Genomic DNA, 10,473 nt, shown 5'->3' with positions numbered 1-10,473 from the left:
CCCTTTATGTCCCCGTTATCACCTAAAATAAACAAGGAGGTGTATCATGGCTCAAAATACTAAAGAACAAAGGAAGGAAAAAGTAATTGAAGTTTTGAACAAGGCGCGCGGCATGGAGTTGCAGGCCATTGCCCAGTACATGAACCAGCATTATAATTTAGACGACATGGATTACGGAGATATGGCCGCGAAGCTCAAGCTCATAGCAATCGATGAGATGCGCCACGCCGAGATGTTTGCAGAGCGAATTAAGGAATTGGGTGGAGAACCGACCACAGAGCCTGCAGGAAAGGCGGAAAAAGGCCAGAAAGTCCAGTCAATCTTTTCATTTGATGCAAAACTCGAGGACGATACAATCGACGCTTATAACCAATTCCTGTTAGTGTGCAGAGAAAACGGCGACAGCATCAGCGTAAAAATTCTGGAAGCGATCATCGATGAAGAACAGGTGCATTTCAACTACTTTGACAATGTCAGTGATCACATCGAGAAGCTCGGCGAAACATATCTTGCTCAAATCGCCGGGACACCCTCTGCCACTGGGTTACAGACGCAGGGCTTTGTTGCCAGACAGGGCTCTGGCGCTACACAGGGCGGCGCATAACGTCGAAAAAAGAAAGAATTTCAAACCTAGAGGCAGGTGTATTTTTTCGTTAGCCAATTGGGGAGATTTCTTATGAGTTTGGAAACCTGGGGAGCATTTGCCATTGCCGCGATCATCCTTCTGGTGATACCGGGCCCAACAATTATTTCGGTAATAAGTCACGCCGTTGTAAACGGACGAAGAGCGGTGATACCGCTGGTGATAGGTGTAGCCGTTGGTGATTTCACAGCGATGACCCTTTCCATTTTAGGGCTGGGAGCAGTCTTAGCGGCTTCCCCAATGCTTTTTTCTGTATTGAAGTGGTTGGGAGTCGCTTACCTGCTTTACCTTGGTATCAAAATTTGGCGATCGAATCCCGAGATAGCGAAAACCAGCACCACCGCTGCAGGAGCTTCCAAGAGATCGCTTTGCACAAGTACGTTCACTGTGACTGCCTTGAACCCTAAGAGCATCGGTTTTTTCGTTGCCTTCTTGCCTCAATTTGTTGATCCGCAAGGCCAGGCAGTTCCCCAGTTTCTCTTACTGGGGGCAACATTTCTCGTACTGGGGTCCATAAACGCAACCCTATATGCTTTCTTCGCTGGCAACCTCCGCGAGACGATTCAGAATTCAAGGGCGCGTCGTTGGTTGAATCGCTGTGGTGGAAGCGCCTTGATGGGTGCCGGCGTTTTTGCAGCAGTTATGCAGCGCTCTTTATGACAAGCCGACCAACGGCTGAACTAGGGCCGTTTGTATTATAGAGGCAGATCTATGGGGGTTTCGAGATGAAAATACAAAAAGTGGAAGCTTATGTGCTCCAGGGGCTCTTAGGGGATAAAGCCTTTGGCTGGTCTCAGGGGGTGGCGAATAGGCGACAGACAGCTCTGGGTTTGGTCTCTACGGATAGCGGTATCCAAGGGGTAGGGGAGGCCTTTTACTACGGGGGGCCAGCTAAGATCGTGGCCAGCGCCTGGAACATACCACTTATCCCTCATGTCTGGGGAACCAATGTGGGCTTGGCTGCCTCTCTGCAATTCTTCGCGGCCCTGCCCCATTTTCCCGAGCGCCGTTACCCGGCAGAACCCTTTTTTGAATTCGATCGTTCGCCCCACCCCCCCGTGCGGCTGAGGATTTTGCATTTAGACAAGGTCCGAATGACATCTTGGGTGAAAGGCTCTGTTGGGCCTACCAACAATGCATCCGCGTCGGCAGCGTTTTTTATGATATCTCCTTCGGTAAACAAGGGGACCTCGACCCGTTGGGCCCCAAATCGGGTCAAAACCTCACCGGCCAGAGTAGATGGTAATGCTGGACGGGCAACCACTTTGAATGCCATATAAACCCTCCTTCTTAAAGGTTATAATTCTTTTTCTCCTCGCCTCCCGAGGAATCCATTGGCCAGCAGTGCGGTGATCACGATTAGTCCCCCCACCAAAGCGGTGTTCGTAGGGCGCTCGCCGATACCGAGCCATACCCAGATAGGACCGAGCGTCGTCTCCAGCAGTGCGAACAGACCTATTTCTCTGGCGGTGAGATATCGCGTCGCCATCGTCATCAGCACACACCCCGCCCCAAGCTGTACCCAGCCCATGATCCACAATAGCGTCAGGTCGCGAAGCGTGGGCGTGAGAGGCCAAGCGAGCGGGAGTGAAATGATGATCGAGAAGATGCCCGCGAGCATAACCGCCGGCACCATGCTCACGCTGGCATGGGCGCGACGCAGCACGACCACGTTCAAGGCAAAGGCGGTGGGCACGCCCAACGCGAGGAAGTTGCCGAGGCTCCGACCGGAGTCCAGGCCCTCGGAAAACATGAGCACGATGCCCGCAAGCGCTACCGCTATCGCACCCCAAGTTCGCAATGGCACTAGTTCACGGAGAAAGATCCTGCCAAACAAAGCTACAAAGAACGGCCCGACGCTCATCAGCACAAAGGTGTTGGCGACAGTATTGCGCGTAACCGAGAGGATGAAGAAGAAGAAAGTGGAAGCAAGCAATGCCCCCGCCAACGCGCCCTGCCTACCGACCTCAGCGATTTTCTCGAACATCTTCGTCCGGTGCCATAAGGCGAGTACGCCGAGCAGGAAGATCACCATGAAAACCGAGCGCCAAAAGACGATCTCCCATGGGTCAGTGAGGGTAACGTTGCGAACAAGGATGCCGCCGGAACTCCAGCACAAACCGGCGCCGATCATCATCAGCACGCCCTGGCGATGGGTTTGCCGATTCGCCGCTCGAAAGCCCGATAGAGAAAAAAACGGATGTTGAGAAGGGGATGGTGAATGTTTCATTCCTTAATTGATTCTCTCCTCGAATTCAACAGTGGCCTGCTCCGGCGTGTGCCTCGTCCAATTCGGCGGTTACTTTACTCTTTTACTTGGGGGATGGCAATAAAAAAAGGTTCCATTCGGAATAAATATCCAGCAATGAATTTGGTGGTTGGCTACGCGGAGAAGGAGTTAAGAGGATGGTTTAAAATGCTACACTTGACAAAGAAGGTCTTCGTCCGCTATTCTTTTCTTGGCCACTTCTTTTTTAGAAAGATTTTTATCCTAATGAGAGTCCCACCACTTTTTAACTTGATTGAAGAGGAATTTCTTTTTTGGACACGGATGTACACAGAAAGTCGCTTAGCGCTTAGCGCTATGCGCATAGCGTCTTTTTTGTTTCTGCGGTTATCTGCGCAAATCTGCGTCCTATTAAATTTCCGCCAAAGTAGAAAAAGGAGGGGTAGAGAAAGCCCTAAAGGAGAAAAGATCTACATGAATAGGAAATTTTTTCGTTTTGGTAAATGGACCCTGTTGATCGGGTTATTTTTTTTCTTAACCGCTGCCTGCGCGACCAAAAGGTACTGGGGTCCAACCATGGGCCGATCGGCGGACTCGCAGTTTACTCCAGCCGATGCTTTGGAGAAAGCTTTAAAATCCGCTTCCTTCGAAAAATATCGAGGGAAAAAGATCTGGATCGAAGTTTATTCCCTAACCGAACGGACTGGGGAGGAGAGTCCGGAAGAGCGTTTTCTCCGTTCCTGGATCGGCGAAAAATTTGTTGCCCAGGGAGCCCGGGTAGCTACTTCCAGGGATCAAGCCGATATTTCGCTGGAGGTGAAAGCTAGAGTTTTTGGGGTGAATCAGACCCGGAGAGATTTTATTCCCTTGTTTTATGCGGAATCGACTCACGGCATAGTCGATCTGCACCTAACTTATTATGAAAAGGAATCAGGGAAAATCCTGCACACTGAAGATCTGAAAGGCGAAGCCCGGTATCTGGAGTACTATATTCTTTACATGATCGGGCCTTTCAAATCGATCAAGTAAGTGGGAGGAAATGAATTGTTTTTTCCCCTTGGCCTTCTGGTTCTCTGGTTGATTCTTCCGTCCTGCGCGACGGTTGACTACGTTCCGCCTGGGCAGGGAACTTCTGCGGAACATCAGTCCGCCTTGGCGAAATCCCTGGAGGAGAATATGAAAGAGATTCTCTTCGATCCTGCGGGGAAAGCTGTGGATCTCCATGTCCAAGTCCTGGGAGGATTTCAGAACTCATTGGGCCTGGAAAGATACGTGAAAAGCCTCTTCCGGGAATGGGTCGTAGGAAAAGGCGGAGAGGTTGGCCCAGGGGAATTCCGGATGGATGTCTTTCTACCCGTTCTGGGCACAACGGCTACCCGCCGAGACCTTAGTTACCAGAATATCCCCCTGTATTACAGCGAGCGGTTTCAAACCACGGCACGGTTGATCGTCGTGGTCCGGGATGCCGAAGGAATCATGGTGTGCCTCTGGCAGGGGAAACAAAGCGGGGCTGACTTAACAGATATCTATCTCATGCGTATATTCGGGCCTTTCGATGTACCCTTGCCGGGTCGATGACCTGCTTTTCTCTGGGTTTTTATTTTCCCAGACCCAATATTTGCCGGGCTTCCTTTGCCGTAGCCACTTCCCGGTCCATAAGGTTGGCGATTTCTACCACTTTTCTGACCATCTCCGCATTGGTTTTAGCCAAAACGTTCTTTTGAATGTAAAGATTATCTTCGAACCCAACCCGGGCATGTCCGCCATTGGTCATAGAAGCCGCGGCCATTTGAAAATGCTGCGCCCCGATGGCGAAAGCATACCACAGGGTTTCGCCGGGCAGGTTGTTGCGCATATAAACCATATTCTCGGTGGTGGCTTCGATGCCCCAGGGAATGCCCAGGCAGAGTTGGAATAAAGGAGGCTTGGCCACAATCCCTTGGCGGATCAGATGTTTGGCGATACGGATATGGCCGATGTCGAAAACTTCGAGTTCCGGCTTGACCCCTGCTTCTTTGATCAGGCCAGCCATTTTCTCCACGATGGGCACCAGGTTGATGAATGCTCTCGGCCCGAAGTTCAAGGTCCCCACATCCAGAGAACAGAGTTCGGGCTTCAGTTTCAGCACATGTTCTACGCGCTCTTCCGGGCTCTTCAACTCTGAAGTATTCCAGGTATTGCTCTGCGGATCGTAAAGCAGGCGTCCCCCGGAGCCGGTGCTGAGGTTAATCACCATGTCACATTTTTCCCGGATGCGTTCGTAAACTTCCTTGTAGAGCTCAAACTTCATTGAGGGGGCATGGGTCTTCGGATCCCGGACGTGAATATGGCAGACTGCCGCTCCGGCATGATAGCTTTCGATGGCGCTTTCCGCGATCTCCTGGGGAGTCATGGGCGGGTAGGGAGTCTTCTCCCGGGTAGTGATGCCTCCGATAATGGCGACGGTAATGATCAGTTTATCCATTTTTCCCTCCGTTGATTCAGTATAGGATCACTTGACGACAGTATTTCTATAAAGGAACTGGATTATAATGTCAATCGTAATTTCGTATTACTTTTACCGCAGAGCCCGCAGAGGACGCAGAGAAAAACTAGCCTGATGAACCAATGACCTAATGACGCAATAACCCAATGACTTGATCCCACCTTCCTCAGGGATAATCGGGGCGAATGGTAATTTCAATGGCTTCTGGTTACCCTTCGGTTGGAGGGGGCATCATGACTTTGAGAGCCTTGGGAAGAACGCGGAACGCTACGGGAGTTTTTCCAATTAACTCTCCGTCTCCCTGGAAGGTGAGCGGGGGAAAAGATTCAATAACGCCCTCGGTGGCGGAAAGCAGACGAGCCCGAGGGATTCCCCTAAACCCGAGCGAAAGAAAAAGGGGGAAAAGTGTCAGGAGATGAAATTTGGCAATACCGGGTATCAAACAGATTTCCATCAACCCATCGTCAAGCTTTCCGAAGGGGGTCGTCTTGACAAATCGAGCGTAGCGGCGAATGTTGGTGAAAAGGACTTGCCAGGCTGGCCCCTGGTAATGCCAATTCCCCGCGGCAATGGAAACCCTGGGAGGGCGAAATTTAAGAAATTCTACCCAAGTCGCAAAAAAGAAAGGAACAAAACCTTTCCAATGTTTTCTCCATTCACTGACCCGCTTGACAACGCCTGCATCTAATCCCAATCCCGCAGCCCCCGCGATAAAAACTCCGGAGTGGGTTGTGATGATATCCACCATCTTGGGTCGACCTGTGGTGAGAAGAGCCAGAGCCCGGTTTAAGTTTAAGGGAATATTCCAGTTCCGGGCCAAGTCATTGGCAGTGCCCAAGGGGAGTAGTCCCAAAGTGGTCGGGCGGTTCACCAGGGCCGGAAGGAGGGAATGAACCGTCCCGTCTCCTCCGCAAGCAACAAGAAGGTCGCATCCTTTGTCCTGAGCGTTCCGGGCCATAGCGAGAGCTTCATCAGGATGTCGGGGAAGGAAGCAATCAGCGGAAAATCCAAGTTCTGAGAGCTTTTTAACCAAGGGAGAAAGGAGATTTCTCCCTTGGCCTTTGCCTGCAGATGGATTGAGGATAAACAGGGATTTCAACTGTTTCCCATGAAGTTTATTTTCGGGATGGAGGAAAAATGGCCAATCCTTTCAGCACCGAAAGGTGAGACCCTCATGCCGAATACCCCCAAGGGGCTTAGGAACATGGGCTCTGGAGGCCAACGTTTTTTCACGTTGCTTGCTTTGTGGGGTTCTGGTGTTGTTAGCGATTCTTCTTCCGGGATTTGCAATAGTCTTTAGGCCGGAGAAAGAGATGATAAAAAAGGGTTCCGCTCAGAGCCAAAAAAAACTCGACCACCCGTTCTTTGAAACTCGATCCGACAAAGTCCAAATTTTTCAAGCCTTCCTATTATAATCAGTCTTTCAGGGCGTAAGTAACGAAGCGCCCTTTCTTTTCGATAAGTATTTTGTCTTCTCGGGCCAGCCACCCAATGGCCTGAAGAATTAAATTGGGGTCAGCCTTTATGCCCTTCTTCAATTGGTTCAAATTGGATTCCCCATTTTGCTTGAGGAACATCCAAACCTTACCGGCAATCTCCCCGATTTGGTCAATCATGGTGTCCTCCTGGCATTATTTTATCATTATACCTTTTTTATCCGGGGACAGCCAGGATTTTTTTGAAGAGTTATGCAAACTCCTGGTCGGTAACGTACATAGAGGCAGTGGCTTCAGCCGCCAGGGTACCGTCTTCCAACTCGGCCCTGGCATAGGTTTCTATAAGTTTCCGGGTTCTTTTTTTCACCTCGCCGGTAAGAAAGATTTTTTGGCCGGTGCGGATGGTTTTCCGGATGCGCATTTCCATCTTAGCTGTCATCCCCTTGATGCCCTGAAAATAGAGGACATACCCGAAGGCTTCGTCCAAACAGAGGGCGAGAAGGCCACCGTGGAAAATGCCGTTCCAGCTTTGATGGTAGGGGCCAGGAATAAACTCCGCTTTCGCCTTCCCATCTTCAAAGCGGAAAGCCAGCTTTAAGCCAATGGGGTTACCCTGGCCGCAGGCAAAGCAAAGATTGTATTTGTCCCGCGCAGCAATTTCCATTTTAAAATCCTATTCTTCCTGGGTGAGTTCTTTGTTGGGATTTAACTCAGGTCGCGGAAATCGCCGGGAACCTTCAAGCGGGGACGATTGGCTTTTTTCACCCCCAGGGCATCGTCGGCGATCAGAATGCGCATGATGTTGGCAGTGCCTTCCCCCACCTGATAGAGCTTGGAGTCCCGGTAATATTTTTCCACCGGATGTTCGAGGGAATAACCCATCCCTCCATGGATTTCCATGGCCCATCCAGCAGCACGCACCGCTGCTTCGCCGGCAAAATATTTGGCCAGGGCAATTTCCCGGGTAAAAGGCCGCCCCTGATCATTTAACCAAGCCCCCCGGCGGACCAGGAAACGGGCAGCTTCGGTGTAGGTAACCATATCGGCGATGATCTGTTTGACCATCTGGTAGTCCCGAATCGGGCGGCCGAATTGTACGCGCTCATTCGCATACTTTACGGAGGCATTGAGGCAAGCCTGGCAAATCCCTACGGCGCCACTACCCACGCTGATCCGACCCCTGTCCAGAGCGGTCATGGCCACTTTAAACCCGCCCCCCCATTCTCCCAGGAGGTTTCCTTGGGGCGCCGTGACATCTTCCAAAAAAACCTCGGCAATGGGCGAGGCTTTATCCCCGAGCTTAGGGATTTCATGGGGCTGCCAGCCCGGCTGATTGGTCTCTACCACAATGGCACACAGACCGTTATGTTTAAGAGATCGGTTAAAAGTGCAATAGACCACGGCATAATCGGCTACGGTTCCGTTGGAGATCCAGGTCTTGGACCCGTTGATCAAGAAGTAGTCTCCCTTGTCCACGACCTTGGTCTCGATGGCCGCGATGTCCGATCCGGCGTTAGGCTCGGAGAAACACGTACAGCCTAATTTTTCGGCCGTAACCAGACCCTTAACATATTTCCGGCGCACGGCATCATTCCCCCATTCCATCATCGTGTAGGGCACGGTCATGGCCTGAAGATTGAAAAGAGCCCGCAATCCCGAGTCGTAAGTGGAGATCTGCTCGCAGACAATGGAATGAGCCAGAAAGCCCGAGTTTGAACCTCCCATACCCTCGGGGAAGGCACTCCCGAAAAGGCCCAGTTCCCCCATTTTACTCACCAGGTCACGGTTGAACTCTTCTTTTTTCAAATTGGGAACAACTTCTTTTTCCGCAAAATTCCTGGCCATTTGCTCCATGGCCGCTTGTTCCTCGGTGAGATCAAAATTCATGGCTTAACTCCTCATTGGGTTTCTGCTAATAAAGGGAAAATATGTTGCGAATTTTTAGGGAAGGCCTTTTCTTGCCGACCCAAAACAAATTAATATTTTTTCCTCAAAAGGTCAAGAAGTTTGGGATGAAGATAATGGAGGGGCATAGATGATCAAAACCTTGAGGGGAGGTTCTTCCAGCGGGGTGACCCTGTGGGTTGTTCCGATCCCTGTGGCCCTGGGCTCAGCAAGCGGCGGTTAGTAGTTTGGGAATGGCCCGGCGGGGTATAGATAGGCAACTCTTTAAAATGGATAATATAACGTTTCATCGCATATTCTTTAGGGACCTCAAAAGCTGTGTTCAGAAGGTGAACTCGATTTCCAACTTTATAAAAACCCTTTACACTTTGTCAAGAAATAAGTAAAAGAGAACTCAGGAAACCACAGAGGGCAACATTTCATTTTTGGGGGAAAAAGTGAAAAAATGGAACTGGAAAACAATCGGGGGAATTTTAGCCACCTTGGCCTTCTTGTTACCAACAAGCTGCGCAGGCTTGGTGGTCGGGGGCGCTTTAGCGGGAGGCGGAGTTGCTGGCTATTACGCCCATGAAAAAGGATGGCTGAGCACGGAGAAGAAGGAAGTGGAGGAAAAAGACAAGGAAGAAGGCGCGGAGAAAACCCAAGAAGTCCCGCAAGAGACCAAAGAGAAAAAGAGCAAACGGGAAATCGGCTGTATCCTGCCCTTTTAACCCGGCTATATTTTTTTATCTATGTTAGCAAATATCCTCCATCAACATAGAGGGTTTGTCCAGTCATATAATCCGAGGCATCTGATGCCAGATAAATTAAAGTACCCGCAAAATCTTCCGGAAGTCCCCACCTTTTGAGAGCTGTTCGCTCCCGAATTTTTTCATAAAGGTCTTTTTCTTTCTCTTTAAAGTGCGCAGTTAATTCCGTTTCCGTATAACCGGGGGCTATGGCATTCACACGAATGTTATATGGAGCCCATTCTACTGCCAGCGCTTTGGTTAGTTGAGATACTCCCCCTTTACTTGCGGTATAGGCTGAAGCCATGGGAGGGGCAATAACACTCCGAATGGATGCTATGTTTATTATTTTTCCTCCATTTCTTTTAGCCATTTCTCTGGCCACAGCCTGGGCACAAAAAAAATAAGATTTCAAGTTGGTATTTAGAACCCTGTCCCATTCTGGCTCAGTTAAATCAATCGCCCTCTTACGGATATTCATACCTGCATTATTTACAAGGATGTCTACTTTACCAAATTTATGGATGGTCTTTTCCACCATCATCTCAATGTTATTGGCTTCTGTTATATCCGTTTCACAAACCAGGCAATTCCGATTTAACAAACGAATTTGTTCAGATAAAGCCTCTAATTTTTCTAAAGTACGAGCAGCTACAACTACGTCTGCTCCACCTTCGGCTAGAGTTAAAGACATAACTTTTCCGATTCCCCGGCTGGCTCCGGTTACAATGGCAACTTTGCCTTTTACAGAGAATTTATCAAGGATCATTTTCCGGTTTCCTTTTTCTAACCTTCAATAATTCAAAATTACCACAACAGAAGAATTAATTCTTTCACCTACTATTCTTCAACATGGGTACTTTTCGCTGATTGAAGATTACTGAAATGTTGCATTCTCGGGGAAAATCCTAAGAGCAAGAGTTCAGGAAGAAGTCCATAGGGAAACCCTATATGTTGTGGGTGGCATAAGCCTCCAAAAATTGAACACAGCTTGCCAAAATAGAAACTTTCCTAAGAGTTAGGATCTCAAAGCATTATTTTAACGGCTG

The 10,473-nt window shown here is 49.6% G+C and carries 13 protein-coding genes; 6 read left to right on the top strand and 7 right to left on the bottom strand.

Features of this window, described 5'->3' with window-relative positions; all coding sequences use genetic code 11:
- Positions 1–46 precede the first annotated feature (46 nt).
- The 3 genes from Q7V48_07160 (at position 47) to Q7V48_07150 (ending at position 1,923) form a co-directional block, all read left to right on the top strand.
- A complete protein-coding gene (locus Q7V48_07160; protein MDO9210510.1) occupies positions 47–604 on the top strand; it encodes a bacterioferritin in 558 nt (185 codons plus the stop codon).
- A 72-nt stretch (positions 605–676) separates the two neighbouring features.
- A complete protein-coding gene (locus tag Q7V48_07155; GenBank protein MDO9210509.1) occupies positions 677–1,303 on the top strand; it encodes a LysE family translocator in 627 nt (208 codons plus the stop codon).
- Positions 1,304–1,368: 65 nt separating this feature from the next.
- Positions 1,369–1,923: a hypothetical protein gene (locus tag Q7V48_07150; GenBank protein MDO9210508.1), complete on the top strand. Its 555-nt coding sequence runs from the start codon at positions 1,369–1,371 to the stop codon at positions 1,921–1,923.
- 17 nt (positions 1,924–1,940) lie between these two features.
- Here Q7V48_07150 and Q7V48_07145 read toward each other — a convergent pair whose 3' ends face one another.
- Positions 1,941–2,873 (bottom strand): DMT family transporter, encoded by a 933-nt coding sequence (locus Q7V48_07145; protein MDO9210507.1) that lies wholly within the window; start codon positions 2,871–2,873, stop codon positions 1,941–1,943.
- Between the two features lie 471 nt (positions 2,874–3,344).
- Between Q7V48_07145 and Q7V48_07140 the strand changes: the two genes are divergently transcribed.
- Both Q7V48_07140 and Q7V48_07135 read left to right on the top strand, forming a co-directional pair.
- Entirely contained in the window at positions 3,345–3,899 is a 555-nt protein-coding gene (locus tag Q7V48_07140) for a hypothetical protein (protein ID MDO9210506.1), read from the top strand.
- A gap of 15 nt (positions 3,900–3,914) precedes the next feature.
- Positions 3,915–4,448: a hypothetical protein gene (locus Q7V48_07135; GenBank protein MDO9210505.1), complete on the top strand. Its 534-nt coding sequence runs from the start codon at positions 3,915–3,917 to the stop codon at positions 4,446–4,448.
- A 19-nt stretch (positions 4,449–4,467) separates the two neighbouring features.
- Here Q7V48_07135 and Q7V48_07130 read toward each other — a convergent pair whose 3' ends face one another.
- From Q7V48_07130 to Q7V48_07110, 5 genes are all read right to left on the bottom strand, one after another.
- The gene (locus tag Q7V48_07130) at positions 4,468–5,334 is read right to left on the bottom strand and encodes a 3-keto-5-aminohexanoate cleavage protein (protein ID MDO9210504.1); all 867 of its coding nucleotides are present in this window, start codon (positions 5,332–5,334) and stop codon (positions 4,468–4,470) included.
- Positions 5,335–5,563: 229 nt separating this feature from the next.
- Positions 5,564–6,454 carry a diacylglycerol kinase family lipid kinase gene (locus tag Q7V48_07125; GenBank protein ID MDO9210503.1) on the bottom strand — a complete coding sequence of 297 codons (891 nt, stop codon included), beginning with the start codon at positions 6,452–6,454 and terminating at the stop codon, positions 5,564–5,566.
- Between the two features lie 316 nt (positions 6,455–6,770).
- Complete coding sequence (locus tag Q7V48_07120; protein MDO9210502.1) at positions 6,771–6,971, bottom strand: winged helix-turn-helix domain-containing protein; 201 nt, start codon at positions 6,969–6,971, stop codon at positions 6,771–6,773.
- 70 nt (positions 6,972–7,041) lie between these two features.
- Positions 7,042–7,455, bottom strand: coding sequence for a PaaI family thioesterase (locus Q7V48_07115; protein ID MDO9210501.1), 414 nt, complete (start codon positions 7,453–7,455; stop codon positions 7,042–7,044).
- A 41-nt stretch (positions 7,456–7,496) separates the two neighbouring features.
- Positions 7,497–8,678: an acyl-CoA dehydrogenase family protein gene (locus Q7V48_07110; GenBank protein MDO9210500.1), complete on the bottom strand. Its 1,182-nt coding sequence runs from the start codon at positions 8,676–8,678 to the stop codon at positions 7,497–7,499.
- A gap of 455 nt (positions 8,679–9,133) precedes the next feature.
- Here Q7V48_07110 and Q7V48_07105 point away from each other — a divergent pair, with 455 nt between their 5' ends.
- Positions 9,134–9,406 carry a hypothetical protein gene (locus Q7V48_07105; protein MDO9210499.1) on the top strand — a complete coding sequence of 91 codons (273 nt, stop codon included), beginning with the start codon at positions 9,134–9,136 and terminating at the stop codon, positions 9,404–9,406.
- A 19-nt stretch (positions 9,407–9,425) separates the two neighbouring features.
- Here the strand turns inward: Q7V48_07105 and Q7V48_07100 are convergent, their stop codons facing one another.
- Positions 9,426–10,193 (bottom strand): glucose 1-dehydrogenase, encoded by a 768-nt coding sequence (locus Q7V48_07100; protein ID MDO9210498.1) that lies wholly within the window; start codon positions 10,191–10,193, stop codon positions 9,426–9,428.
- Positions 10,194–10,473 lie beyond the last annotated feature (280 nt).

The organism is Deltaproteobacteria bacterium (assembly GCA_030654105.1).
In the GTDB taxonomy this organism is placed as follows: Bacteria; Desulfobacterota; SM23-61; order SM23-61; family SM23-61; genus JAHJQK01.
The sequence above is the reverse complement of the archived record's forward strand: the minus strand, read 5'-3'. Positions and strand labels throughout refer to the sequence as shown.